We start from the raw sequence: 24,333 nt of genomic DNA on the forward strand, positions 1-24,333 counted from the left end.
CTGACCTTGATCATCACGCGCCGCGCTTTCACCACCGCTCTCTCGCTGACCGGGCTCGCCGCCCTCGCCGGCCTGTCGCCGCTGCGCCTGATCACCGACGCGTTCGCGCAGACCGCCGCCGAGGTCGCCAAGCCGCAGTCGCTGCCGGACATGGGGCTCGGCCCGCAGGACGCCAAGGTAACCATCATCGAATACGCCTCGATGACCTGCCCGCACTGCGCCAATTTCAACGAGACCGTGTTCCCGAAGATCAAGTCGACCTACATCGACCCCGGCAAGGTCCGCTACGTGTTCCGCGAATTCCCGCTCGACATCAAGGCCGCCGCCGGCTCGATGCTGGCGCGCTGTATCGCCAAGGACGACGCGCCGAAGTATTTTGCCGTGATCGACCTGTTGTTCCGCCAGCAGAACGACTGGGTGGTGAAGAACACCACCGAGACACTGACCCGGATCGGCAAGCAGGCCGGCCTCACCCAGCAGCAGGTCGAGGACTGCCTGAAGGATCAGAAGCTGCTCGACAAGATCGCGGCCGACCAGAAATACGCCAACGAGGTGCTGAAGGTGAACTCGACGCCGACCTTCTTCGTCAACGGCGAGATGCTGAAGGGCGAGACCTCGTTCGAGGAATTCAGCAAGCACATCGATCCGCTGCTGAAGAGCTGATCGGGAGCCCGCGAACCTGACGTCTTCGTGGCTCGCTTTCGAGTCGAGGCACGATAATTGTGGATGATTTGCGATCACGGCACGCCGCCGTCGCATCATTTGGTTGTTGAAAACCTGATTCGCGCGATGCGAATCATCGAGGACATGCAAGGGCCATAAAACCCTGCAAATCCCTTGGGAAAAGCTTGCTCAAGCGGTTGCCCTGACGCGCTCGCATCGCCATTGTCGCCGCTCATGAGAGCTGCACGCAGCAACTCACCCACACACCGACATTGCCTTCCATGGTATTGTCACGGCAGGGAGATTCGCGCCCGGCCAAACGAGATTTGTGTACATGAAGCTCACGCGCCTCCGCCTGCACGGTTTCAAGTCGTTCGTTGAACCCACCGATTTCATGATCGAGCCGGGCCTGACCGGCGTCGTCGGACCGAACGGCTGCGGCAAATCCAATCTCGTCGAAGCGCTGCGCTGGGCGATGGGCGAGACCTCGCACAAGTCGCTGCGCGCCGCCGACATGGACGCGGTGATCTTCGCCGGTTCCGGCAACCGTCCGGCGCGCAACCACGCCGAAGTCGTGATGACGATCGACAATTCCGATCGCTCGGCGCCGGCCGCGGTGAACGACAGCCAGCTCCTGGAAATCTCCCGCCGCATCGAGCGCGAGGCCGGCTCGGTCTACCGCATCAACGGCCGCGATGTCCGTGCAAGAGATGTGCAGATTCTGTTCGCCGACGCCGCCACCGGCGCGCGCTCGCCGGCGCTGGTCCACCAGGGCAAGATCGGCGAGATCATCCAGGCCAAGCCCGAGCAGCGCCGTCGCGTGCTGGAAGACGCCGCTGGCGTTGCGGGTCTGCATGCCCGCCGCCACGAGGCGGAACTGCGGCTGAAGGCGGCCGAAACCAACCTCACCCGCGTCGAGGACGTGATCGGCCAGCTCACCGGTCAGATGGAAGGCCTGAAGAAGCAGGCGCGCCAGGCGATCCGCTACCGCGAGGTCGCGGCCAAGGTGCGCAAGTCCGAGGCGATGCTGTTCCATCTGCGCTGGATCGAGGCCAATGCCGACGTCAACGACGCCGCGCAGACCCATGATATCTCCGTGCGCGAGATGGCCGAGCGCACCCGCGAGCAGGCCGAATCCGCCCGCATCCAGGCGATCCGCGCCGCCGAATTGCCGGCGCTGCGCGATGCCGAAGCGCGCGCCGCCGCCGGCCTGCAGCGCCTGACCAACACGCGCGAGATGCTCGACCGCGAGGAGCAGCGCGCCAAGGAGCGCGTCGGCGAGCTCGATCGCCGTCTCACCCAATTCGCCCAGGACATCGCGCGCGAGCAGCAGCAGACCTCCGATGCCGACATCGCGCTGCAGCGGCTCGACACCGAAGACGCAGAGCTGAAGGAAGAGATCAAGTCGCGCGTCGAGAAGCGCTCCGGCGTCGACGAGCGCGTCGCTGAGGCCGAGGAGATCCTGGCCGCGACCGAGCGCCAGTTCTCCGAGCTGACTACGCAGCTCGCCGATCTCACCGCCAAGCGCAATCAGCTCGAAGCCGGCGTGCGCACGCATCGCGACCGCTTGGCGCGGCTCGATCAGGAGATCGCCAACGTCCAGGCCGAGGAATCCAGGCTCGCGCAGGAGACCGGCAATCTCGGCGACATCGACGCGCTGGCCGCCGCCATGGAGATGGCGCAGCAGACCCTTGCCGAGTCCGAGGCCGCCGTGCAGACCAGCGAGGCGCATCACGCCGCCGCGCGGCAGACGCTGGAAGCCTCGCGCAATCCGCTCACCGAAGCCGAGAAGCGCGTGCAGCGGCTCGAGACGGAAGCCCGCACCATCTCCAAGCTCGTCACCAGCGAGACCAAGAATCTGTGGCCGCCGATCATCGACGGCATCACCGTCGCCAAGGGCTATGAAAAGGCGATCGGCGCCGTGCTTGGCGACGACCTCGATGCGCCGGTGGATTCCTCGGCGCCGATGCGCTGGACCAATATAGGCGTGGCCGGCGAAGATCCGGCGCTGCCGGATGGCGTCGAGCGGCTGGCCGACCATGTCCAGGCGCCGCCGGAACTGGCGCGCCGCCTGGCCCAGATCGGCGTCGTCGCCAAGGAACGCGGCGCGGCGCTGGTGTCGCAGCTGAAGACCGGCCAGCGGCTGGTGTCGCTCGAAGGCGACGTCTGGCGCTGGGACGGCTTCGTCGCCGACGCGCATGCCCCGACCGGCGCCGCCCGCCGTCTTGCCGAGCGCGCCCGTCTTGTCGACATCGAGCACGAGCTGGAACAGGCCCGCATCGATGCCTCCACCAAGCGCCAGGCGCTGGAGACGGCTGAAGAGGAATTGCGCTCGGCGTCCGCCGCCGAGGGCGCCTCGCGCGAAGCCGTCCGCGCCGCCCGCCGCGAGGCCGACGCCGCGCGCGAACGTCATGCCGCCACCGAGCGCGAGATCAACCGCCACGCCGCACGCAAATCGGCGCTGACCGAGGCGCACAGCCGCGTCGCCGCCGACCGCGCCGAGGCCGAAGCCGCATATGAGAGCGCGGCTGCCGCGCTCGCCGAACTGCCGCCGGGTGTCGAGACCGAGGCCCAGCTCGCCGCGGTTCGCGCCGAGATCGACAACCAGCGCCGGGCCGCGGCACTAGTCCGCGCCGAGGCGCAGGCGCTGGCCCGCGAGGCCGAGCTCGCCGACCGCCGCGTGCAGGCGATCGTTGCCGAGCGCAACGAGTGGCAGAACCGCAAGACCAGCGCCGCTTCGCAGGTCGAGACCGTCGAGGCGCGCATCGCCGAAGTGTCGGCCGAGCGCGAGGAGCTCGCCAATGCGCCCGAAATCTTCGCCGAGAAGCGCAGCGCGCTGATCACGGAGATCGAGCACGCCGAGGGCGATCGCCGCATCGCCGCCGACGCGCTGGCGACCGCGGAAGCCGCGATGGCGGAAACCGATCGCCTCGCCAAGGCCTCGCTCGAAGCGCTGTCCTCATCCCGCGAAGCTACCGCGCGCGCCGAGGAGCGTATGGAAGGCACCCGCCGCCGCCTCGCCGACATCGAGCGCGAGATCCACGACATGCTCGAGGTCGAGCCCAGCGCGGTCGTCGGCATGGCCGAGATCGAACCCGGCCAGGAGCTGCCGCCGGTCACGCAGGTCGAGGAAGAGCTCGAAAAGCTGCGCCGCGACCGCGAGCGGCTCGGCGCCGTCAATTTGCGTGCCGAGGAAGAGCTCAAGGAAGTCGAGACCCAGCACACCGCGCTGACCACCGAACGCGACGATCTGGTCGAAGCGATCAAGCGGCTGCGCCAGGGCATCCAGAGCCTCAACCGCGAGGCGCGCGAGCGCCTGCTGACCTCGTTCGAGACCGTTAACAACCACTTCAAGCGGCTGTTCACCGAGCTGTTCGGCGGCGGCGAAGCCGCGCTGCATCTGATCGAGAGCGACGATCCGCTCGAGGCCGGCCTCGAGATCATCGCCAAGCCGCCCGGCAAGAAGCCGCAGACGCTCTCGCTGCTCTCGGGCGGTGAGCAGGCGCTGACGGCGCTCGCGCTGATCTTCGCGGTGTTTCTGACCAACCCGTCGCCGATCTGCGTGCTGGACGAGGTCGACGCGCCGCTCGACGACCACAACGTCGAACGGTTCTGCACCCTGCTGAACGAGATGACCGGCTCGACCGAGACACGCTTCATCATCATCACGCACAATCCGATCACGATGGCGCGGATGAACCGGCTGTTCGGTGTCACCATGGCCGAGCGCGGCGTGTCGCAGCTGGTGTCGGTCGACCTGCAGGGCGCGGTGGACATCCTCGACCAGAACGTGGCTTAGGCGTAGCACCTACGCGTCGACGTCATTTTCTGGATACCCGCGCCTCCGCATCGTCATTGCGAGGAGCGATAGCGACGAAGCAATCCATGCCTCAGCACGCGGCGCTATGGATTGCTTCGCTCCGCTCGCAATGACGTGGGATAGTCCGTCACATGACCTCACCCGATCTCCCCGCCGAACTGCGCGCAGCCCTCAACGCCAGGCTCGAAGGCCTGTCGCGCAGCGACGCCGCCGGCCGCGCGGCGGTGATCTCGCAGACCTATCGCGAGGGCGGCGGCTCCTCGACGATCAGGACCGAGACCGATGCGCTGGCCTATGCGCTGGCGCGGATGCCGGCGACCTATGCCGCCGTCGCAGCGAGCCTCAACGCCCTGACGGAGATCAGGCCGGACTTCGCGCCGGCGCGCCTGCTCGATGTCGGTGCCGGTCCGGGGACCGTGACCTGGGCCGCCGCGGAAGCGTTCACGTCGCTGCGGGACTTCACCCTACTTGATGCCAACGGCGCGTTGCGGACGCTCGCCGAGGAGCTGTTTCACGGCAGCATTCGCCTGCACGACGCCAGCTATCAACTCGGCGAGGCGCGCGCCCTGCTCGACAAGGCCGAGCCCGCCGACCTCGTCGTCGCCAGCTACATGATCGGCGAACTCGGCGATGCCGAGCGCGGGGCGCTGGCCGATGCGCTGTGGTCGAAGACCAGCGATACGCTACTGGTCGTCGAGCCCGGTACGCCCGCCGGCTACGCGCGGATCATCGCACTCCGCGCGCGATTGATCGCTGCCGGCGCGCATGTCGTGGCCCCCTGCCCGCATGACGGCGGCTGTCCGCTGGTCGCGCCCGATTGGTGCCACTTCTCGCAGCGCCTGCAGCGCTCCCGCGCGCACAAGCAGCTCAAGGGCGCCGACGTCCCGTTCGAGGACGAGCGCTTCGCCTATGTCGCGCTGAGCCGCGCGCGCGTTGAGAACAGGCCATCGCGCGTGCTGGCGCAGCCGGACGTCGGCAAGGTCGAGATCGCGGCGAAACTGTGCACGCCCGAGGGCGTATCGGTTGCGCGGATCCCGCGCCGCGCCAGAGCCGAATACGCAAGCGCCCGGCGCTGGCGCTGGGGCGATGCGGTATCTCGTCGTCCCGGCCTTCGCCGGGACCCATAACCACCGAAGTTTGTTGTGAGTGAAGCCGTCGCCGCTTGTGCCCCTACCGCGGGCCGCGGCGCATGGGTCCCGGCCTTCGCCGGGACGACGGAATATGTTGAACCGATGTCGGCCAACCTTCGACTAACGCTTGCCCACCTTTCCGCGGCGGGCTGCCCTGCGCCCCGATCTTGGGCTACGGTGCCGCCGTCTCGTCCATCAGGAGCTGCCCCGTCATGTCGACCAGCTGGATCGTTATCGGCGTCATCGTGCTTCTCGTGCTGTTTGCATTCGGCGCCTACAACCGCCTCGTAGCGCTCAGCCAGCGGGTCGGACAGGCCTTTGCCGACATCGACGTGCAGCTCAAGCAGCGTCACGACCTGATCCCAAACCTGGTCGAGACCGTGAAGGGCTATGCTGCGCATGAGCGCGGCACGCTCGACGACGTCATCAAGGCGCGCAATTCGGCGATGTCGGCGCAGGGCCCGGCCCAGGTCTCGGCGGCGGAAAACCAGCTCTCCGGCGCGCTCGGCCGGCTGATCGCGCTGTCGGAGGCCTATCCGGACCTCAAGGCCAACGCCAATTTCCAGCAGCTCGCCTCCGAGCTCTCCGATCTCGAGAACAAGATCGCCGCCAGCCGCCGCTTCTTCAACAACGCGGTCCAGGAATACAACACCGGCATCCAGCAGATGCCGGCCGCGCTGTTCGCCGGCATGTTCGGCTTCACCCGCAAGGATTTCTTCGACCTCGGCGCCAGCCGCACGGAGGTCGAGGCGGCGCCGAGCGTGAAGTTCTGATTACTTCCTTCGAGATGACGCCCCTTCGGTCATTCCGGGGCGATGCAACGCATCGAACCCGGAATCTCATCTCACTCACTAATCTCGAGATTCCACAAAGCGCAATTGCGCATTGGGGTTCGCGCGTGCCGCGCGCCCCGGAATGACAGTGAGAGCGGACGCGCACCATGGCCGCCTATGGTCTCTACACGCATATCGCATCGAACAAGTTTCGTTCGATGCTGCTGCTTGCCGGCCTGTTCCTGCTGATCTACGTGCTGGTCTATGCCGGCGCGCTGGTCGCGGAGGTGATGATCGATAGCGGCCGCACCGTCGACTACTACCTAACGCGGGCCTCGCGCGACCTGGTCTCGGCCTTCCCCTGGGCGACGATCGCGGCAGCGGCCTGGATCGTGATCGCCTATTTCTTCCACCAGAAGATGATCGATGCCGTCACCGGCGGCGAGAGCGTGACGCGGCAGCAAGAGCCGCGGCTCCACAATCTCCTGGAAAATCTCTGCATCTCGCGCGGCATCCCGATGCCGAAGCTGAAGGTGATGGACAGCCCGGCGCTGAATGCGTTCGCGACCGGACTGAACCGGAGTCAATACGCTATCACCGTCACCACCGGCCTGTTGAAGGCGCTGAACGATAAGGAGATCGAGGCCGTGCTCGGCCACGAGCTCACCCATATCAAAAACGGCGACGTGCAGCTGATGGTGATCGCGGTGATCATCGCCGGCGTGGTCGGCTTCTTCGGCGAGCTGTTCTTCCGCCTGTTCACGAACCTGTCGTGGAACTCGAGCGGCGGCGGAGGCGGCTGGTCGTCTTCATCCTCTCGCTCCTCGTCATCCTCCTCGGACCGCGACAGCAAGGGCTCGGGCGGCGGCGCGATCATCGTGATCATCATCGCGGTCGCGCTGATCTTGCTGGCCTGGCTGCTGTCGCAGGTGGTCAAGCTCGCACTGTCGCGCTCGCGCGAATTCCTCGCCGATGCCGGATCGGTTGAGCTGACCAAGAACCCCGACGCGATGATCTCGGCGCTGCGCAAGATCGAGAACCGCGGCGAGCTGCCGGACGCCACCTCGGCGGTGATGGAACTCTGCGTCGACAATCCGCGCGAGGGGTTTGCCGACCTGTTCGCCACCCATCCTTCGGTGAAGTCCCGGGTCGATGCCCTGGTGAAATACGCCGGCGGCCACGATCCCGGACCGCTGGCGCTGTCGGACGAGACGGAGCCGCAGGATCAGCCGCCCGCGGCAGGCGACCAGCCTCCGCCGGCGACCCATGGCCCATGGGGCGATGTGCCGCCGACACAGAAGAGCAATCCGCCGGCGCTGCCGGGCAACAACCCCACGCAGGGACCATTGGGTCCTCTCCAGGGCCCTTGGGGACGACACCGCTAATCGCGCCCTAGCCTACTCAGTCCATTAAGGAAATTCCCACCAAACCCATCGTGGCCGCCTTAAGGAATTGAATTCTCCCTCGTTTCTGCCATGTTCGCGCCCAAAGCAGTGTGGGGACTTGCCGATCGCCATCGCGATCGGGAGCGCGCTTTAAGGGACTTCCATGGCAAAGCCGGTTGTGATCGTGGTGGGCGCCGACAAGGGCGGGGTCGGCAAGACCACCGTCTCGCGGACGCTCCTGGACTATTTCAGTGCCAATAACGTGCAGACCCGGGCGTTCGACACCGAATCGCCGCGCGGCACGCTGAAGCGCTTCCATCCTGACATCACCGAGATCGTCGACATGACGACGACCGCGGACCAGATGAAGATCTTCGACACGCTGAACTCGGGGCCCTCGGTTACCGTGATCGACGTCCGCGCCGGCCTGTTGTCGCCCGCGCTGGCCTCGCTGCGCGATATCGGCTTCCTCGACGCGGCGCGTTCCGGCCAGATCACCTTCGCCGTGTTCCATATCCTCGGCCCGTCGATCGCTTCGCTGGACGAGATCGCCGAAACCGCCAACTTCATGAGCGGCGCGAAATATTTCCTGGTGAAGAACTTCATCAACGACACCCAGTTCTTCCAGTGGGACCAGGCGACCTACAATTCCTACTTCCACCGCATCAAGGATGCCGTGGACCTGACCATCCCGAAGCTCAACGAAATGGCCTATGAGCAGGTCGAGGTCTCCTCGGTTCCGTTCCTGAAATTCGTCGCCAACAAGGGCATCAACGACGACGCCGCCAACTACTCCTTCGTGCTGCGCGGCTACGTCCGGCACTGGCTCGCCAATGTCTGGAGCGAGTACGACCGGATCAAGCTGACCGATCTCGTCGGCGCCAAGTCGGCCAAAGGCGAAAAATAGTCGGACCTTCGACCTTGATGGGGCTGGATTAGGCGAAAATTTGGCCTGATATAGCGGGCGATGTCGTCCACGCCCGTTTACATCATCTGCTCGCCCCGCCCGCAGGTCGGCAAGACGCTGATCGCGCGGCTGCTCGGCGAATTCCTGCTGCTCAAGAACGGCGACGTGGTCTGCTACGACATCAATCTGAAGGAGCCGTCGCTGCTCGACTACCTGCCGCGAATCACCGAAACCGCGGACGTGATCGACACCTACGGCAAGATGCAGCTGATGGACCGCGTCATCGTCAATGACGGCATCGGCAAGGTGATCGACCTCGGCTACCACGCCTTCGACGAATTCTTCAAAATGTGCGACGAGATCGGGCTGATGAAGGAGGCGCTGCGCCGTCGCGTCGCGCCGGTCATCCTGTATGTCGCCGATACCGACCGCGCCTCGGTGCGTGGCTACCAGAAGCTGCTCGGCACGATCCCGCCGAACGCGCTGATCGTCATCGACAACGAATTCGTGGTGCGCGGCGAGCTGCCGCCGGTCATGACCGCCAGCCGGGTGTTGCGCTTCCGCGCGCTGCCTGTGTTCCTGAAGACCTATATCGACCGGCTGAACTTCTCCTTCACCGGCTATCTGCGCCAGGAAAAGGATTCATCGACCGAGCTGCATCAATGGATCCGGCGGAATTACACGACGTTCCGCGATCTCGAATTGAGCATGCTGCTGCAGCGGGGATGACTCTGCTCCCTCGCCCCGCTCTTGCGGGGAGAGGGTCGGGGTGAGGGGCTGGTTCCGCAAATTCGACCGAGATTGGAGTGCGCGGAGAGTCCCCTCACCCGGATCGCATCTTCGATGCGATCCGGCCTCTCCCCGCACGCGGGGCGAGGCTAAGAGATCAATGCCCCTCGAACGCCATCAGCGTGCGCACCGGAACGTCCATCGCGCGCAGCTTGGCCGCGCCGCCGAGGTCGGGCAGGTCGACGATGAAGCAGGCGGCGACCACATTGGCGCCGATCTGGCGCAGCAGCTTCACCGCGCCCTCCGCGGTGCCGCCGGTCGCGATCAGATCGTCGACCAGGATCACGCGCTCGCCGGGCTGCACGGCGTCGGCATGCATCTCCATCTCGTCGATGCCGTATTCAAGCGAATAGGCAATCCGCACCGTGGTGTGCGGCAGCTTGCCCTTCTTGCGGATCGGCACGAAGCCGGCGGAGAGCTGATGCGCCACCGCGCCGCCGAGGATGAAGCCGCGGGCCTCGATGCCCGCGACCTTGTCGACCTTCGCCCCCGCCCAGGGATGCACCAGCTCGTCGACGGCGCGGCGGAAGGCCCTCGCATCCGCCAGCAGCGTCGTGATGTCGCGAAACAGGATGCCCTTCTTCGGGTAGTCCGGGATGGTGCGAACAGTCGCCTTGATGTCGTGGTCGAAGGTCATTGGTCTCGCTCTGAGGGTCATTCCGGGGCGATGCGAAGCATCGAACCTGGAATCTCGAGATTCCGGGTCTGGTGCTAACGCACCATCCCGGAATGACGATGGTTAAACTTAGCCTTCACTTGCTACTCACATTAAGCCGGAATGCATTCTCGACAATGCGCAGGCCGACCTCGTTGCCGAGCGACATCAGCGATTCCGGGTGGAATTGCACGCCGCCGACCGGCAGGGTCTTGTGCTCGATCACCATCGCGACGCCGTCTTCGGTGGTCGCGGTCACCGCCAGCACCTCGGGCACGCTGTCGCGCTCGACATAGAGCGAGTGGTAGCGGCCGATCACGATCTCATTGGGCAGGTTCCGCATCAGCCGGCCGCCGCGCACCTGGACGCGCGAGGGACGGCCGTGTGCGGGCTGGCCGAGCTGGCCGAGCTGGCCGCCGAAATACTCGCCGATCGCCTGCACGCCGAGGCAGACGCCGAAGATCGGCAGCTGCTTCTCGAGCGCGGTGTCGATGGTTTTCGCGATGCCGAAATCCTCCGGCCGACCCGGCCCGGGCGACAGCACCAGGAGGTCCCAGCCCTTCTTCTTGAGCATGTCCTGGGCATGGACGTGCCTGACCACGGTGACGGTGGCGCCGACCTGGCGGAAGTAATCGGCCAGCATGTGCACGAAGCTGTCGTCGTGATCGATCAAGAGCACGTTCTTGCCGGAGCCGGTGGCGTCGGGCGCGAAATCCGACAGCGGCTTCGGCGGATCGCCGCGCAGCGCCTGGAACAGCGCCGCCGCCTTGACCTGGCACTCACGATCCTCGGCGGCGGGATCTGAATCGAACAGGCAGGTCGCGCCGACGCGCACCTCGGCAAGTCCATCCTTCATGCGGATGGTGCGGATGGTGAGCCCGGTGTTGATGCTGCCGTCGAAATTCACGCAGCCGATCGCGCCGGCGTACCAGCGCCGCGGCGACCGCTCGTGATCCTCGACGAATTGCATCGCCCACAGTTTCGGCGCGCCGGTCACGGTGACCGCCCAGGCGTGGGTCAGGAAGGCGTCGAGCGAATCGAAGCCCGGCCGCAGCATACCCTCGACGTGATCGACGGTGTGGAACAGCTTCGAGTAGGTTTCGATCTGACGCCGCGCCAGCACCTTGATGGTGCCGGGCACGCAGACGCGCGCCTTGTCGTTGCGGTCGACGTCGGTGCACATGTTGAGCTCGAACTCGTCCTTCTCCGAGTTCAGGAGCTTGCGGATCTGCTCGGCATCGCCGATCGAGTCCGAGCCGCGCGCGATGGTGCCCGAGATCGGGCAGGTCTCGACCCGGCGGCCGTCGGAGCGCACGAACATCTCCGGCGACGCGGAGACCAAGAATTCACCGTCGCCGAGATTCATCAGCGCGCCATAGGGTGACGGATTGATGCGGCAGAGCCGCTGGAACACTTCCGCCGGCGAGCGCTCGCAGGGCTCGGCGAACAGCTGCCCGGGCACCGCCTCGAACAGGTCGCCGCGGGCAAACGCCGCGCGCGCGACCTCGACAGTCGCCTGGTACTCGCCCGGGGCGTGATCGGCAAAGCCCTGCCGGCCGTTCCTGGCATAGAGGCTCGGCGCGGTCTCCTGCGGCAGGCCGGCGGTGGATTTGCCCTTCCACGCGAACTCGTAAGTGAGCGCCACGCCGCGGCCAGTGGCGCGGTCATAGGCCAAGAGACGGTCCGGCACGTAGAGCACGATGTCGCGCTGGTCGGCCTCGCGGGCGCGCTTCCGCACGAGGTCCTCGATCTGGAACACGAGGTCGTAGGCGAAGGCGCCGAACAGGCCGAGCAGCGGATCGGCATTGGAGGTGAACGCCGCCACCATGTCGCGCACCAGCGACATCACGCTGGCGCGACGCGTGCGCTGGTCTTCCTCGACCGGCGCGGCGCCGCGGATGATATGGCCGGCGAGCCGCGTTGGGGTCCGCTCCGAGATCACGACGCAGGGCTCGCGCAGCACGTCGCCGAGGAAGGCGATCAGGACCTCGCCGCGCGGGTTCAGCGCCTGCAACGAGAAGTTGGTGCCCGACGTCTCCAGCGCCAGCGGCGGATCGGCAAAGCCGAGGTCAAAGCTCTCGTAGCGGCCCGGTACCGTCGTGCCCGAGGACAGCACCACGCCGCGGCGGCGGTCCAGCAGCGCGATCAAATCGTCGAGACGGTTGGCGCCGCCGGTGAACTGCTCGACCACGCGCGCGACCGCAAGGCCGCCATTGGTCAGATATTCGCTTCGAGCCGGCAGGGAGAAGACTGTCCTGTTCATGTGATCCTCTTACGAGACTTGCCGAGAGAGCGCCACACAGGACAAACGAAGGGCAAATAAACTAACCATCGGTCGCACTGCGATGGCGACCTTCGACGTTTGTGAAAAAAGAAAACGCACCGGCCACCTATGAGAAGGTGGGCCACCAACGACGGGATGGGCAGGCAACGGTGCTCATGCCCGTTACTCACCACCCGGCGCGGGCCGTGTCAAGAGATGGCCCGGCACCCCTGCCCCAATCCTGGACGCCCTTTCGGGCGGCATTTTCGGGTTTGAAGGGGCAGGAATCCGCGTAGGATTTGCTGAAATGGCGGCTGGTCGGCCGCCCAAAAAACAGACAGATGGCGGAGGCGCAGATGGCGATTTTGGGTCTCGGATATGCCGGCTTCGGCTCCGACGCGCTCGACGACTGGCGGCGGTTCGGCACTGGCCTCGTCGGGCTGCAGGCGGTCGAACGCGGCAATTCGCTGCTCGCGTTCCGGATGGACGACCGCAAGCAGCGCATCGTGATCGACCGCGCGCAGGGCGAAGGCACCCGGTTCTTCGGCTGGGAGGTAGCTGACAGTGCGGCCCTCGATGCGCTGGCGGCACGGCTGGAGCGCGCCGGCGTCACCGTGACATCAGAGCCGCTGGCGCTCGCAGATAGCAGGCGGGTGCGCGGCCTGATCTCGTTTCGGGATCCCGCCGGCAACCGCCTCGAGGCGTTTCATGGCGCCGAGATCGACGACACGCCGTTCAGGCCGGGCCGCTCGATCTCCGGCTTCCGCACCGGGCCGCTCGGCCTCGGCCACGCCGTGCTGACGGTCGAGCACATCGCGCCGGTGATGAGCTTCTATGTCGACGTGCTTGGCTTCGGCCTCAGCGACTACATCGAAAAACCGTTCCGCGCCTATTTCTTCCACGTCAATGCCCGCCACCACTCGCTGGCGCTGATCGAGACCGGCACGAACGGCATGCATCATCTGATGGTCGAGCTGTTCTCGCTCGACGATGTCGGCCAAGCCTATGACGTCGCGCAGCAGGAAGACCGCGTCAACGTCACGCTCGGCCGCCACACCAACGACCTGATGACGTCGTTCTACGCCAAATCGCCGTCCGCCTTCATGGTCGAGTGCGGCTGGGGCGGCCGCGAGATCGATCCGGTGAACTGGACACCGTTCGAGATGCATGACGGCCCGAGCCTGTGGGGCCACGAGCGGGTCTGGCTGTCGCCGGAGGACCGCGCCGTCGCGCGCGAGATGCGGATGCGCGCCGCCGCCGAGGGCAAGCGCGCACCGGTGCAGGTGATGGAAGGTAATTTCAAGCTGATGTCGGGCACCTGCCCGTGGTGGGACGGGGTGAAGGCGGAGAGTTAGATCTCGCCGTCGTCCCTGCCTAGTGCGCAATTGCGCATGGGAGCAGGGACCCATAACCACAGGGCCTAGTTATTTGGCGAGATGACTGCCAGCGTGCCCATTGCAAAAGCCACGGCGTATGGGTCCCGGCCTTCGCCGGGACGACGCCGGTGGTTTTGGCAATCGCCTTACCCCAGGTGCTTCTTGAAGAAGTCCGTGGCGCGGCCCCAGGCGAGTTCGGCGGCCTCGCGGTCGTGCACCGACTGGCGCTGCTCGTTGACGAAGGCGTGCTCGGCGTCATAGCGGAACAGCTCGAGCGATTTGCCGGCGGCCTTCATCGCCTTCTCGAAATTGCTGACGAGCTCCGGCGTGCACCAATCGTCCTTGTTGGCGAAATGCGCCTGCAGCGGAATCCTGACGTCGGCGGGCTTGGCGGCCTGCTCCGGCGGAATGCCGTAGAACACGACGCCCGCAGTTAGTTCCGGCACATGCACCGAGCCGATGATGGTCACCGCGCCGCCGAGACAGAAGCCGGTCAGGCCGACCTTGGCGCCGTTCTTGGCGAGATACTGCGCGGCGCCGCGCACCGTCTGCGTGGTGGCGTCCATGAAGTCGAGCGAGTTCATCTCTTTGCCCGCGGCATCGGTGTCGTGATACGGCACCACCTTGCCCTTGTAGAGATCGGGCGCCAGCGCATCGAAGCCGGCCACCGCGAAGCGGTCGCACAGGCCCTTGATCTGGTCCGACAGGCCCCACCATTCCTGGATCACGACGACGCCGGGTGCGTTGCCGCGCGCCGCATTGGCGAGATAGCCCGACGCATCCTTGCCGTCCGGACGCTTGAAGCTGATGCTGGTACCCATGAGTTCCTCCGCAATGTTTGCCGGCTGATTGGCCGGCATCTTGTCCGCACTCGGCGGCCGACGCAATTGACGACACTGTCATTCCGGGTTCGATGCTACCCCGTCACCCCGGAATGACGGAGAGATTGCAAACAAAAAAGCCCCCGAAGGGGGGCTTTCTCAAACTCGCTATACCGTACCCGAGATCAGTGGGCGTTGGCCCAGACCTTGCGCTTGGTGAAGTACATCAGGAAGGCGAAGACGACCAGGAAGAAGAACACCTGCATGCCGATCCGCTTGCGCTCCTCCATGTGCGGCTCGGCCGCCCACATCAGGAACGTGGTGACGTCATGCGCGTACTGCTTGACCGTCGCCGGCGAACCGTCGTCGAAGGTCACCTGACCGTCGGACAGCGGCTTCGGCATCTTGATGGCGTGGCCGGGGAAGTACTTGTTGTAGTACGAGCCCTCCGGGATCGTGACGCCCGCCGGAGCCTTGTCCTCGAAGCCCTGCAGGATGGCGTCGACGTAGTCGGGTCCCTGCTCCTGGTACTGGGTGAAGAAGTCGATCGCGAACTGCGGGAAGCCGCGCTTGTAGGACCGCGCCTTGGTGATCAGCGAGAGGTCGGGCGGCGCCGCGCCGCCATTAGCCGCGCGCGCGGCCTGCTCGTTCGGGAACGGCGACGGGAAGTAATCCGCCGGGCGGCCCGGACGCTCGAACATCTCGCCCTGGTCGTTCGGACCGTCCTTGATCTTGTACTCGGACGCGAAGGCCGCCGCCTGCGCCGGCGAATAGCCGGGACCGCCGGGATCGGCGAGGTTGCGGAACGCGACATAGGACAGGCCGTGACAGGCCGCACAGACTTCCTTGTAGACCTTCAAGCCGCGCTGCAGCGAGCCACGGTCATAGGTGCCGAAAGGACCGGAGAACGACCACTTCTGGGCCGGCGGCGCGTTGCCACCCTCCTCGGCCTTGGCGTTCTGGGTGCCGCCGACGAGCAGGCTGCCGGCCACGACCATCGCGAGCATCACAGAGGCCGCGGTCGCGGCCCTTCCCTTGCTCTTCGCCAGCACGTCGTCGGCGATCGAGTTCGGCACCGGACGCGGCGTCTCGATGCGGGCGAGCAGCGGCAGCACAATCAGGAAGTAGGCGAAGTAGCAGACCGTCAGGATGCGGCCGGCGATCACATAGATGCCTTCCGGCGGCTGCGAGCCGAGGTAACCGAGCAGGATGCAGACCACCACGAAGATCCAGAAGAACTGCTTGGCCAGCGGGCGATACTTCGACGAACGGGTCCGTGCGCTGTCGAGCCAGGGCAGGAAGCACAGGATGATGATCGCCGAGAACATCGCCACGACGCCGGCGAGCTTGTTCGGGATCGAACGCAGGATCGCGTAGAATGGCAGGTAGTACCATTCAGGCACGATGTGCGCCGGCGTCACGCCCGGGTTCGCCGGGATGTAGTTGTCGGCGTCGCCGAGATAGTTCGGCATGTAGAAGATGAACCAGGCGAAGAAGATCAGGAAGCAGGACACGCCGAACATGTCCTTGATCGTCGCATACGGCGTGAACGCAACGGTGTCCTTCTCGGTCTTAGCCTCGACGCCGGCCGGGTTGTTCTGACCCGCGACGTGCAGCGCCCAGACGTGCAGCACGACCACGCCGGCGATCACGAACGGAAGCAGATAGTGCAGCGAGAAGAAGCGGTTCAGCGTCGGGTTGCCGACCGAATAGCCGCCCCACAGCAGGGTCACGATGCTCTCGCCGAAATAGGGCACGGCCGAGAACAGATTGGTGATGACGGTGGCGCCCCAGAAGCTCATCTGGCCCCACGGCAGCACGTAGCCCATGAAGCCCGTCGCCATCATCAGGAGATAGATGATGACGCCGAGAATCCACAGCACCTCACGCGGCTCCTTGTACGACCCGTAATAGAGGCCGCGGAACATATGGATGTAGACGGCGAAGAAGAACATCGACGCGCCGCACGCATGCATGTTGCGCAGCAGCCAGCCGTAATTGACGTCGCGGACGATCAGCTCGACCGACTTGAAGGCGAGGTCGGCGTGCGGCGTGTAGTGCATCGCCAGGATCACGCCGGTCAGGATCTGCAGCGCCAGCATCATCGAAAGGATGGCGCCGAAGGTCCACCAGTAGTTCAGGTTGCGCGGCGTCGGATAGGCCACGAACGAGGAGTGGATCAGGCCGAAGATCGGAAGGCGCCGTTCGATCCACTTCAAGGCGGGGTTGCTCGGTTGGAAATCAGATGGTCCGCTCATTGATGCGATCCTGAAGAAGAAAAACGACGCGATGGGTCCAAGTGGAAGCTGAAATCCCGAGGGGCCGGGACTTAGCCGATCTGGATTTTGGTGTCGGAAAGGAAGGCGTAAGGCGGCACCGCCAGGTTGGCGGGCGCCGGCCCCTGGCGGATACGACCGGAGGAGTCGTACTGCGAGCCGTGGCAGGGGCAGAAGAAGCCGTCGTAATTGCCTTCATGGGCGATCGGGATGCAGCCGAGATGGGTGCAGATACCGATCACAACCAGCCACTGGTCGTGGCCGGCCTTGACGCGGGCCGAGTCGGGCTGCGGATCGGGCAGGCTTGAGAGCGCCACGCTCTGGGCCTCCTGGATCTGCTTCTTGGTGCGATGGCTGATGTAGATCGGCTTGCCGCGCCAGAAGACCTTGATGTCCTGGCCCTCGGCGATCGGTGTCAGATCGACCTCGATCGGCGCGCCGGCCGCGATCGTCGCGGCATCCGGGTTCATCTGCGCAACCAGCGGCCAGACGGTGGCGGCTGCGCCGACCGCGGCGGCAGCTCCGGTTGCAACAAAGAGAAAATCACGGCGTGTCGGATGGTCCGCCGAAGACGCTGTCGTCACGATTCCTAGCCCTTTCTTTTCTGCAGCCGGTGGAACCGCCCTGGAGACGCAGGACGCGCCCCAAGAAAGGCTGCCGGCGCCCGCGGCCCCCGCGGCGGCAGAAAACCGCTATTCCCCACCCCAAATGGCGGAACAGCAGTCCAGAATCGTTCTATTGGCACCCTTGCCGGACGAGCGCAAGCCCGCTATCGGCTCGCACACGTGCAATGCACGAAATCCGCGCCGAGCGATGTTTTATTGAGACAATTTCATCCGGATTTCACAGGCCGCCCGCACCATGCAGATCGCGCTGTTCCAGCCCGACATCCCCCAGAATACAGGGACGATTCTGCGCCTCTGCGCTTGCCTGGACGTGTCAGCCCATATCATCGAACCGGCGGGATTCGACACCTCGGATCGGAATTTCCGCCGGGCGGGTATGGACTATCTCGACCATGTGCGGTTGAAGCGTCACGACTCATGGTCGAAATTCGAGGAATGGCGGGCCGAGGCCGGATGCCGGCTGGTGCTGTTCACGACCAAGGCGGCGAAATCCTATCTTGATTTCGCGTATACGGCCTCCGATGTCCTGCTGTTCGGGCGCGAGACGGCGGGGGTGACCGACGCGGTGGTGGCCGCCGCAGATGCGCGGCTGGTGATTCCGATCCGGCCGACCATGCGTTCGCTCAATGTGGCCGTCACGGCGGCCATGGCCGTCGGCGAGGCGCTGCGGCAGACCGGTTCAGGAAGCGCCGGTTCGGGAATTGCCGGTTCGGCAACTTAAGGGATTTTTGGTGAGCTACGCGGTCAAGGAGATCTTTCTCACCCTGCAGGGCGAAGGCGCCCATGCGGGCCGGGCCTCCGTGTTCTGCCGCTTCGCCGGCTGCAACCTCTGGAGCGGCCGCGAGCAGGACCGCGCCGGCGCGGTCTGCAAGTTCTGCGACACCGATTTCGTCGGCACCGACGGCACGCTGGGCGGCCGCTATGCGACCGCAGAAGAGCTTGCCGGCACCATTGCCGCGCAATGGACAGGAGGCGAGGCCGACCGCTACGTCGTCCTGACCGGGGGCGAACCGCTGCTGCAGGTCGACGCGGCCTTGATCGATGCCCTGCACGGCCACGGCTTTGCGATCGCGATCGAGACCAACGGCACCATCGTCCCGCCCGACGGGCTCGACTGGATCTGCGTCAGTCCCAAGGCCGCGGCCGAGCTCGTGATCCGCAAGGGGCACGAGCTCAAACTGGTTTATCCGCAAATGGAGAACGCACCGGAGGATTTCGCCGGCCTCGCCTTCGAGCGCTTCTCGCTGCAGCCGATGGACGGCCCCGACGTGATCGAGAATACCGAGCGGGCGATCGCCTATTGCCTGAAGCACCCGCAATGGCGCCTTAGCGTGCAGACGCACAAGTCGCTCGGCATTAGATGAACTAACAGAATCGGATTGTTGAACGAGATGTGGGAATTGACGAAAGCGTTTCGGTTCGAGGCTGCGCATGCGCTGTCCGGAACGACCTTTGGCGCCGCCAGCGAGGAGATTCACGGCCACTCCTTTCGAGCCGAAGTTACCGTCCGCGGCACGCCCGACCCCGCGACCGGTATGGTGGTCGATCTCGGCCTCCTCGAACGCGCCATGGCCGAGGTGCAGAAGACGCTCGACCATAAGTTCCTGAACAAGATTGAGGCGATCGGCGTGCCGACGCTGGAGAATCTGTCGCGCTTCATCTGGGAGCGCTTGCAACACGCAGGCAAGCTGACCCGCGTCAGCGTCCATCGCGACAGCTGCAACGAAAGCTGCACCTATTTCGGCCCGCAAGGTTAGTCATGCTGCCAACAGATCCCGCCATCATCGAGGACCGCAAGGCGCGTGCGCGCGGCTGGTTCGAGGCGCTACGCAACGACATCTGCGCCGCCTTCGAGAAGCTCGAGGACGACGCCCCGTCCACGCTTTATCCCGGCGCCGCCGGCCGGTTCGCGCGGACCCCCTGGGACCGCACCGACCACACCGGCAAGCCGGGCGGCGGCGGTGTGATGTCGATCATGAAGGGCCGGCTGTTCGAAAAGGTCGGCGTGCACTGCTCGACCGTGCACGGCGAATTCGCCCCCGAATTCCGCGCGCAAATTCCAGGTGCCGCCGACGATCCGCGATTTTGGGCATCGGGCATTTCACTGATCGCGCATCTGCGCAATCCGAATGTACCCGCCGTGCACATGAACACCCGCTTCGTCGTCACCACCAAGGCGTGGTTCGGCGGCGGCGCCGACCTGACGCCGGTGCTGAACCGGCGACGCACTCAGGAGGACCCCGATACGGTCGCCTTCCATGCCGCGATGAAGGAAGCGTGCAGCGGGCCGAACGGCGTTGCCGACTACGACAAGTACAAGAAATGGTGCGACGAGTATTTCTATCTGCCACACCGCAAGGAAGCCCGCGGCATCGGCGGCATCTTCTATGACTGGCACGACAGCGGCGACTGGGAGGCAGATCTCGCCTTCACCCAGGACGTCGGGCGCAGCTTCCTGAAGATCTATCCCGACCTGGTGCGGCGCAATTTCGCGGCCGCCTGGAGCGCGGAGGATCGCGACGAGCAGCTGGTCCGCCGCGGACGCTATGTGGAGTTCAACCTGCTCTATGATCGCGGCACGATCTTCGGCCTGAAGACCGGCGGCAATGTGGATTCGATATTGTCGTCGCTGCCGCCGGAGGTGAAATGGCCGTGATGAACCTGCCGCGCGCGATGCTGATCGACATGGATGACACCATCCTGTCGGCCTATGGACGCCCCGAGATCGCCTGGAACACGATCACCACGGAGTTCGCCGCGGAACTGGCGCCCCTCCCCCCGGATCAGGTCGCGACCGCGCTCTTGGCCTATGCACGGCAATTCTGGTCGACCGCCGAGCCGATCTGGCGGATCAAGCTCGGCGAGGCTCGGCGGCTCACCGTGAAGGGCGGCTTCGCGGCGCTCGCGGCAGCCGGTCACCGCGCGCTGCCGGACGATCTTGCGGACCGCATCGCCGATCGCTTCACCGCCTATCGCGAGGAAGAGATGTTCGTCTTCCCCGGCGCGCATGAAGCGATCGATGCGTTGAAGGCGCTCGGCATCAAGCTCGCGCTGGTCACCAACGGCGCCGCCGACATGCAGCGCGCCAAGGTCGAACGCTTCGCGCTCGGCCATCGCTTCGATCACATCCAGATCGAGGGCGAGCACGGCTTCGGCAAGCCGGAGGAGCGCGCCTACCTGCACGCGATGGAAGCGCTCGGCGTCACCGCATCCGACACCTGGATGATCGGCGACAATCTCGAGTGGGAAGTCGTGGCGCCACAGCGGCTTGGCATCTATGCGATCTGGATGGACGTGCACGGTGTCGGGCTGCCGCCGGGATCGACCATCAAGCCCGACCGCATCATCCGCTCGCTGAGCGAACTGGTTCCTGCCGCGCGCAAATAGCGCATCGCGGCCGTTTTCCACGTCAATTCCATTGAAGCTGGCGCCGGCCGTGATTTGGCTGTCATCACCGGTCGCTAGCCTGCCGCCCGCGTCATCCAGCGCGGAGGGAAAATCATGGAACTGAAACCAGGCGATGTTGTCATGCTGAAGTCCGGCGGCCATCCGGTCACGGTCGTCGAAATCGACGAGGACAAGGTCGAGTGCCTGTGGATGGGTACGGACGGCGACTTGTTTCGCGAAACCTTGCCGCTTGTCGCACTCGAATCGACCGAGCTCGATCCGGAGGACGATGAAGAGGAAGACGACGAAGACGAGGACGACGCGGAAGAAGAGGACGACGAGGACGAAGACGACCGCAAGAAGAAGCGCAAGGCGGCGTGAGATCAGTTGGCGCGATGCTGACTGGCAGATGCCGGCAGCATCGCCTCCATGCGACGTTCGACCGATCGTCGTTCAGCCAATCGTCACCGTGCCGCCGCTGACCACGGCGGCATCGAGACGTCGGCAAGAAAACTCAGAGAAAACTCAGAGGAAATTCAAAGCCGATGGTCGCGGGTGAAACGGGCCGCGGTCTGGTCGGCGATATCAGACAGTATCTTCGGCTCCAGCGGAAAGTCCGCGGCCAACCAGGCATCCTCCGCCAGGGTCAGGACATGTCCGAGTGCCGGTCCCTCGGCAATGCCGCGCGCGATGAAATCCGACGCCCGCAACGGAAAGTGCGGCGCGCGCCAGCGCTCCGGCAGCGTGGCGAGCGCGCGCCATTGATCGACATCCTGGCCCGCGCCGGTGCGCGCCCAGGCCAATAGCACCCGGTCGCGATACGGCTCCTCGTCGAGCCGGTACAGCCTGCGCTTGGCATGCGCCTCGTCCATGCCGGGCAAGCGCCACCAGCGATGGCCCATCGAATCGAGCGCCTTGGCCTCGGCGTTGGAGAGCCGCAGCCGGCTGGCGATACGCCGCGCGTCCTCGGTCACGGCGACCGTCAGCGCGGCGAGCCTTCGCATCGCGCTCGGCGCGAGCTTCATCAGCCGCTCGATCTCGATCATCGCCGCGAACGGTCCAGTATAGGCGATGCCGCCGAACAGCGGCTGCAGCAAACCACCGTCACCCATCGCGACCATTGCACTTGCGGCGCCGTTCGCGACCACGAGCTTGAGCATCTCCATGCGGATCCGCTCGGCCGACAGGCCGCTCAAACCGGCGCGCCCGCCGATGCAGGCGAGATAGCCGGCGCGATCGACCTCGCCCGCGCCGTAGGCGGCGTGGAAACGGAAGAAGCGCAGGATGCGCAGATAGTCCTCGGCAATCCGCTGCGCGGGATCGCCGATGAAGCGCACGCGCCTCGCCTCGATGTCGGCGAGGCCGCCGACGTGATCGTGCACGACGCCCGAAGCGTCGACCGACAGGCCGTTGATGGTGAAGTCGCGCCGCTCGGCGTCACGCACCCAGTCGCGACCGAACGCCACCCTGGCCTTGCGGCCATAGGTCTCGGTATCCTCGCGCAGCGTCGTCACCTCGAAGGGCTGGCTGTCGACGACCAAGGTCACCGTGCCGTGCTCGATGCCGGTCGGCACGCTCTTGATGCCCGCCCGCTTGGCGCGGCGGATCACCTCCTCCGGTAGCGCCGTGGTGGCGATGTCGATGTCGGCGAGCGGAATCTGCATCAAGGCGTTGCGCACGGCCCCGCCGATCACCCGCGCTTCCTCGCCGTCGGCATTGAGCAGGTCGAGCACGCGCGCCGCGGGCCCGGAAGCGAGCCATGGCGCGTCGGACAACAGGCGCACCTCGCTCATTTCTCAACTCCCGGCACCAGCTTGCCGTTCTCGATATGGGCTGGAACGTAGATCGAATTCGGCGGCGCGCCAGTCAATTCGGCCAGCAGCACGAAGCTCACGATGACCATCACCAGCGCCACCAGCGTCAGCTTTGCGATCATGTCGAGCGGCCATGACGCCGGCAGCGTCACGCCGGACCGCGTCGCGATGAGGAAGATGGCATAGACCGCGAAGGGGACCAGAAAGATTCCGATCTCGGTCAATACCGTGCGGATCATGACAGATAGATCCGCTCATACAGCACGCGCAGGATGCCCGCGGTCGCGCCCCAGATGTAGCGCTCGGCGAACGGCATCGCGTAATAGGACCGGTCCATGCCGCGGAATTCCTTGGTGTGGATCTGATGATTCTCGGGATTCATCAGGAAGGCGAGCGGCACCTCGAACGCATCGACCACCTCCGCCTCGTTGATCGCAAGCGTGAATCCCGGCTTCACCTTGGCGACCGTCGGCAGGATGCGGAAGCCGAACGCGGTGCCATAAAGGTCGAGATAGCCGACCGGGTCGATGAATTCCCGCTTCAGTCCGACTTCCTCGCAGGCCTCGCGCAGCGCGGCATCGAGCGGCGAGGCGTCGGTGGCGTCGATCTTGCCGCCGGGAAACGAGATCTGGCCGGCATGGCTCGACAGATTGGGCGAGCGCTGCGTCAACAGCACGGTCGGCTCGGGGTGATCGACCACCGGGATCAGCACCGCGGCCGGCCGCACCGGCTGCTCCTGCGCCACGATCTCGAGCATGCGGTCGTTGCCGGAATCTCCGGTGCGCGGAATGATATGCGGATCGACCAGGCCCGGCGGCACATCGAAAGTGAGCCGCGTGCGGGCCCGCGCGAAAAATTCCGTCGAGCTGATCGTCGCCGGCTCCACCTTCAGCAACGGCTCGTTCAAAGTGCGTCCCTCACCTGACTGGCATCGGCCATCGCGAAGAACTCGCCGCCGGACTCGATGCCGAACATCTCCTGACCATCGACCATCCGCTGCTCGCCCATGTCAACCAGATCGTAATAGAGCGCGCGGGTGACCTTGGCCCACAAATCGGCGCGGACGTGCAGATAGGGCGTCAATCCGCCGTCCTCGGCCGCCTCGAATCTGAGGCCGTGGCCCTTCTCGCAATCGACCCAATCGTCGACATTGGTGCGGAACCTGAGCAGGCGGCCGCGCGCGTCTTCCCCGGCCTGCATTTCCACGGCAAGGAACGGCGCGTCATCGACGCGGATGCCGACCTTCTCCACCGGTGTCACGAGAAAGTGCTTGCCGTCCTCGCGCTTCAGGATCGTGGAGAACAACCGCACCAGCGCGGGGCGGCCGATCGGCGTTCCCATGTAGAACCAGGTGCCGTCAGGCGCGATTCGCATGTCGAGATCGCCGCAGAATGGCGGATTCCACAGGTGAACCGGCGGCAGACCCTTGCGTCCGGCCGAACCCGATGTCGCAGCTTGATTGGCGGCCGTGGTGAGCCCTTCGAGACCCTTGCTCCCGAGGCCCGTAGTTTCCCTGCCGGAATCGCTCTGCCCTTGCTTCGCCATTGTTTGCCTTAAAGTTTCCTACCTTCAATCTGGCACGTTTGGTGCACATATCCTGAGATGTGGTCGGGATGTCATTCTCGCCACATCGTGATGCCGTTCATAC

Annotated in this window: 23 protein-coding genes; 14 read left to right on the forward strand and 9 right to left on the reverse strand. The window is 65.4% G+C overall.

Features of this window, described 5'->3' with window-relative positions; genetic code table 11:
* Positions 1–6: 6 nt before the first annotated feature.
* From ACVI1L_RS05015 to ACVI1L_RS05045, 7 genes are all read left to right on the forward strand, one after another.
* Entirely contained in the window at positions 7–663 is a 657-nt protein-coding gene (locus tag ACVI1L_RS05015) for a DsbA family protein (protein ID WP_076830481.1), read from the forward strand.
* A gap of 334 nt (positions 664–997) precedes the next feature.
* The gene (smc, locus tag ACVI1L_RS05020) at positions 998–4,462 is read left to right on the forward strand and encodes a chromosome segregation protein SMC (RefSeq protein ID WP_168855840.1); all 3,465 of its coding nucleotides are present in this window, start codon (positions 998–1,000) and stop codon (positions 4,460–4,462) included.
* 152 nt (positions 4,463–4,614) lie between these two features.
* On the forward strand, positions 4,615–5,610 hold the full coding sequence (locus tag ACVI1L_RS05025) for a small ribosomal subunit Rsm22 family protein (protein ID WP_168855841.1): 996 nt from the start codon (positions 4,615–4,617) through the stop codon (positions 5,608–5,610).
* Between the two features lie 215 nt (positions 5,611–5,825).
* Positions 5,826–6,386: a LemA family protein gene (locus tag ACVI1L_RS05030; RefSeq protein WP_016839704.1), complete on the forward strand. Its 561-nt coding sequence runs from the start codon at positions 5,826–5,828 to the stop codon at positions 6,384–6,386.
* Positions 6,387–6,553: 167 nt separating this feature from the next.
* Positions 6,554–7,771, forward strand: a complete 1,218-nt coding sequence (locus ACVI1L_RS05035; protein ID WP_456782430.1) for a M48 family metalloprotease — start codon at positions 6,554–6,556, stop codon at positions 7,769–7,771.
* Between the two features lie 163 nt (positions 7,772–7,934).
* Positions 7,935–8,678 (forward strand): P-loop NTPase family protein, encoded by a 744-nt coding sequence (locus ACVI1L_RS05040; protein WP_016839706.1) that lies wholly within the window; start codon positions 7,935–7,937, stop codon positions 8,676–8,678.
* Between the two features lie 60 nt (positions 8,679–8,738).
* On the forward strand, positions 8,739–9,407 hold the full coding sequence (locus tag ACVI1L_RS05045; protein WP_456782431.1) for a hypothetical protein: 669 nt from the start codon (positions 8,739–8,741) through the stop codon (positions 9,405–9,407).
* A gap of 157 nt (positions 9,408–9,564) precedes the next feature.
* On the opposite strand, the gene ACVI1L_RS05050 is transcribed toward ACVI1L_RS05045, so the two are convergent.
* Both ACVI1L_RS05050 and ACVI1L_RS05055 read right to left on the reverse strand, forming a co-directional pair.
* Complete coding sequence (locus ACVI1L_RS05050) at positions 9,565–10,104, reverse strand: adenine phosphoribosyltransferase (RefSeq protein ID WP_018273383.1); 540 nt, start codon at positions 10,102–10,104, stop codon at positions 9,565–9,567.
* A 115-nt stretch (positions 10,105–10,219) separates the two neighbouring features.
* Positions 10,220–12,385, reverse strand: a complete 2,166-nt coding sequence (locus ACVI1L_RS05055) for an anthranilate synthase component I (protein ID WP_168855843.1) — start codon at positions 12,383–12,385, stop codon at positions 10,220–10,222.
* Positions 12,386–12,741: 356 nt separating this feature from the next.
* Between ACVI1L_RS05055 and ACVI1L_RS05060 the strand changes: the two genes are divergently transcribed.
* Positions 12,742–13,740 (forward strand): VOC family protein, encoded by a 999-nt coding sequence (locus tag ACVI1L_RS05060; RefSeq protein WP_456782432.1) that lies wholly within the window; start codon positions 12,742–12,744, stop codon positions 13,738–13,740.
* 167 nt (positions 13,741–13,907) lie between these two features.
* On the opposite strand, the gene ACVI1L_RS05065 is transcribed toward ACVI1L_RS05060, so the two are convergent.
* The 3 genes from ACVI1L_RS05065 to petA form a co-directional block, all read right to left on the reverse strand.
* A complete protein-coding gene (locus ACVI1L_RS05065; protein ID WP_057017022.1) occupies positions 13,908–14,582 on the reverse strand; it encodes a dienelactone hydrolase family protein in 675 nt (224 codons plus the stop codon).
* A 185-nt stretch (positions 14,583–14,767) separates the two neighbouring features.
* The gene (locus tag ACVI1L_RS05070; protein ID WP_026193258.1) at positions 14,768–16,840 is read right to left on the reverse strand and encodes a cytochrome c1; all 2,073 of its coding nucleotides are present in this window, start codon (positions 16,838–16,840) and stop codon (positions 14,768–14,770) included.
* Between the two features lie 71 nt (positions 16,841–16,911).
* Positions 16,912–17,442 (reverse strand): ubiquinol-cytochrome c reductase iron-sulfur subunit, encoded by a 531-nt coding sequence (gene petA, locus ACVI1L_RS05075; RefSeq protein ID WP_016839713.1) that lies wholly within the window; start codon positions 17,440–17,442, stop codon positions 16,912–16,914.
* A gap of 277 nt (positions 17,443–17,719) precedes the next feature.
* Here petA and ACVI1L_RS05080 point away from each other — a divergent pair, with 277 nt between their 5' ends.
* From ACVI1L_RS05080 to ACVI1L_RS05105, 6 genes are all read left to right on the forward strand, one after another.
* Complete coding sequence (locus ACVI1L_RS05080; protein WP_229191605.1) at positions 17,720–18,205, forward strand: tRNA (cytidine(34)-2'-O)-methyltransferase; 486 nt, start codon at positions 17,720–17,722, stop codon at positions 18,203–18,205.
* A 10-nt stretch (positions 18,206–18,215) separates the two neighbouring features.
* Entirely contained in the window at positions 18,216–18,848 is a 633-nt protein-coding gene (gene queE, locus ACVI1L_RS05085; RefSeq protein WP_076830475.1) for a 7-carboxy-7-deazaguanine synthase, read from the forward strand.
* A 27-nt stretch (positions 18,849–18,875) separates the two neighbouring features.
* Complete coding sequence (locus tag ACVI1L_RS05090) at positions 18,876–19,241, forward strand: 6-pyruvoyl trahydropterin synthase family protein (protein ID WP_076830472.1); 366 nt, start codon at positions 18,876–18,878, stop codon at positions 19,239–19,241.
* A 2-nt stretch (positions 19,242–19,243) separates the two neighbouring features.
* The gene (gene hemF / locus ACVI1L_RS05095) at positions 19,244–20,140 is read left to right on the forward strand and encodes an oxygen-dependent coproporphyrinogen oxidase (protein WP_176937031.1); all 897 of its coding nucleotides are present in this window, start codon (positions 19,244–19,246) and stop codon (positions 20,138–20,140) included.
* A complete protein-coding gene (locus ACVI1L_RS05100) occupies positions 20,131–20,871 on the forward strand; it encodes an HAD family hydrolase (RefSeq protein ID WP_028338635.1) in 741 nt (246 codons plus the stop codon). Before hemF ends, ACVI1L_RS05100 begins: the two co-directional genes overlap by 10 nt.
* A 141-nt stretch (positions 20,872–21,012) precedes the next feature.
* A complete protein-coding gene (locus ACVI1L_RS05105) occupies positions 21,013–21,252 on the forward strand; it encodes a DUF2158 domain-containing protein (protein WP_456782433.1) in 240 nt (79 codons plus the stop codon).
* Between the two features lie 155 nt (positions 21,253–21,407).
* On the opposite strand, the gene ACVI1L_RS05110 is transcribed toward ACVI1L_RS05105, so the two are convergent.
* Genes ACVI1L_RS05110 through ACVI1L_RS05125 form a run of 4 tightly spaced genes read right to left on the reverse strand, consistent with a single transcriptional unit; the run spans position 21,408 to position 24,230 of the window.
* The gene (locus ACVI1L_RS05110; protein ID WP_229191609.1) at positions 21,408–22,664 is read right to left on the reverse strand and encodes a CCA tRNA nucleotidyltransferase; all 1,257 of its coding nucleotides are present in this window, start codon (positions 22,662–22,664) and stop codon (positions 21,408–21,410) included.
* Positions 22,661–22,924, reverse strand: a complete 264-nt coding sequence (locus tag ACVI1L_RS05115; RefSeq protein ID WP_057016980.1) for a DUF6111 family protein — start codon at positions 22,922–22,924, stop codon at positions 22,661–22,663. The genes ACVI1L_RS05110 and ACVI1L_RS05115 overlap by 4 nt, the downstream gene beginning before the upstream one ends.
* Positions 22,921–23,556 carry a CoA pyrophosphatase gene (locus ACVI1L_RS05120; RefSeq protein ID WP_371852161.1) on the reverse strand — a complete coding sequence of 212 codons (636 nt, stop codon included), beginning with the start codon at positions 23,554–23,556 and terminating at the stop codon, positions 22,921–22,923. The genes ACVI1L_RS05115 and ACVI1L_RS05120 overlap by 4 nt, the downstream gene beginning before the upstream one ends.
* A gap of 32 nt (positions 23,557–23,588) precedes the next feature.
* Positions 23,589–24,230, reverse strand: a complete 642-nt coding sequence (locus ACVI1L_RS05125) for a DUF1285 domain-containing protein (RefSeq protein WP_057016979.1) — start codon at positions 24,228–24,230, stop codon at positions 23,589–23,591.
* Between the last annotated feature and the right edge of the window lie 103 nt (positions 24,231–24,333).

Source organism: Bradyrhizobium sp. USDA 4516 (assembly GCF_054055915.1).

Bases quoted from the DNA above. Each gene is read 5' to 3' on its own strand.
- ACVI1L_RS05115 (WP_057016980.1), bottom strand. From the start codon at position 22,924: ATGATCCGCACGGTATTGACCGAGATCGGAATCTTTCTGGTCCCCTTC.
- ACVI1L_RS05045 (WP_456782431.1), top strand. From the start codon at position 8,739: ATGTCGTCCACGCCCGTTTACATCATCTGCTCGCCCCGCCCGCAGGTC.
- smc (WP_168855840.1), top strand. From the start codon at position 998: ATGAAGCTCACGCGCCTCCGCCTGCACGGTTTCAAGTCGTTCGTTGAA.
- ACVI1L_RS05050 (WP_018273383.1), bottom strand. From the start codon at position 10,104: ATGACCTTCGACCACGACATCAAGGCGACTGTTCGCACCATCCCGGAC.
- ACVI1L_RS05080 (WP_229191605.1), top strand. From the start codon at position 17,720: ATGCAGATCGCGCTGTTCCAGCCCGACATCCCCCAGAATACAGGGACG.
- ACVI1L_RS05035 (WP_456782430.1), top strand. From the start codon at position 6,554: ATGGCCGCCTATGGTCTCTACACGCATATCGCATCGAACAAGTTTCGT.
- hemF (WP_176937031.1), top strand. From the start codon at position 19,244: ATGCTGCCAACAGATCCCGCCATCATCGAGGACCGCAAGGCGCGTGCG.
- ACVI1L_RS05065 (WP_057017022.1), bottom strand. From the start codon at position 14,582: ATGGGTACCAGCATCAGCTTCAAGCGTCCGGACGGCAAGGATGCGTCG.
- ACVI1L_RS05070 (WP_026193258.1), bottom strand. From the start codon at position 16,840: ATGAGCGGACCATCTGATTTCCAACCGAGCAACCCCGCCTTGAAGTGG.
- ACVI1L_RS05030 (WP_016839704.1), top strand. From the start codon at position 5,826: ATGTCGACCAGCTGGATCGTTATCGGCGTCATCGTGCTTCTCGTGCTG.
- ACVI1L_RS05105 (WP_456782433.1), top strand. From the start codon at position 21,013: ATGCTGAAGTCCGGCGGCCATCCGGTCACGGTCGTCGAAATCGACGAG.
- ACVI1L_RS05125 (WP_057016979.1), bottom strand. From the start codon at position 24,230: ATGGCGAAGCAAGGGCAGAGCGATTCCGGCAGGGAAACTACGGGCCTC.
- ACVI1L_RS05060 (WP_456782432.1), top strand. From the start codon at position 12,742: ATGGCGATTTTGGGTCTCGGATATGCCGGCTTCGGCTCCGACGCGCTC.
- ACVI1L_RS05040 (WP_016839706.1), top strand. From the start codon at position 7,935: ATGGCAAAGCCGGTTGTGATCGTGGTGGGCGCCGACAAGGGCGGGGTC.
- ACVI1L_RS05100 (WP_028338635.1), top strand. From the start codon at position 20,131: ATGGCCGTGATGAACCTGCCGCGCGCGATGCTGATCGACATGGATGAC.
- ACVI1L_RS05110 (WP_229191609.1), bottom strand. From the start codon at position 22,664: ATGAGCGAGGTGCGCCTGTTGTCCGACGCGCCATGGCTCGCTTCCGGG.
- ACVI1L_RS05090 (WP_076830472.1), top strand. From the start codon at position 18,876: ATGTGGGAATTGACGAAAGCGTTTCGGTTCGAGGCTGCGCATGCGCTG.
- ACVI1L_RS05055 (WP_168855843.1), bottom strand. From the start codon at position 12,385: ATGAACAGGACAGTCTTCTCCCTGCCGGCTCGAAGCGAATATCTGACC.
- ACVI1L_RS05025 (WP_168855841.1), top strand. From the start codon at position 4,615: ATGACCTCACCCGATCTCCCCGCCGAACTGCGCGCAGCCCTCAACGCC.